Here is a 336-nt window from a genome sequence, read left to right as displayed (position 1 = left end):
GCACTGGCTGTGATGCCAGTAGTGTTTGTGCTAGGCGAAAAAATAAGCCTAGGGAGATAGCTAGCTATCTTACGGCAAGCAAAAGGGCTAAGTCTTTGGATATGCCTGAATAGCTTTGAAAGTGCCACAGTGACGTAGTTTCTAGGGAAATCTAGAAAGTGGAACGCGGTAAACCCCTCAAGCTAGCAACCCAAACTTTGGTAGGGGCATGGGATAGTTGGAATGAGAACAATCTATCCTGACTGCTTTGCAGTAGACAGATGATTATCGAAAGAAACAATTCCTAGTTGTTTCTGGAACAAAACATGGCTTATAGAAAATTGCATAATAGGTTAG

General features: G+C 42.6%; 1 other RNA gene. It reads left to right on the top strand.

Going from position 1 to position 336, the window contains the following annotated elements:
* Positions 1–318: RNase P RNA component class B (gene rnpB / locus EIZ58_RS32900), an RNA gene on the top strand; the annotation flags it as partial.
* Positions 319–336 lie beyond the last annotated feature (18 nt).

It is taken from the genome of Ammoniphilus sp. YIM 78166 (assembly GCF_004522215.1).
GTDB lineage: Bacteria > Bacillota > Bacilli > Aneurinibacillales > RAOX-1 > YIM-78166.
Note: the sequence above shows the minus strand (reverse complement) of the source record. Positions and strands in the feature narration are given on the sequence as shown.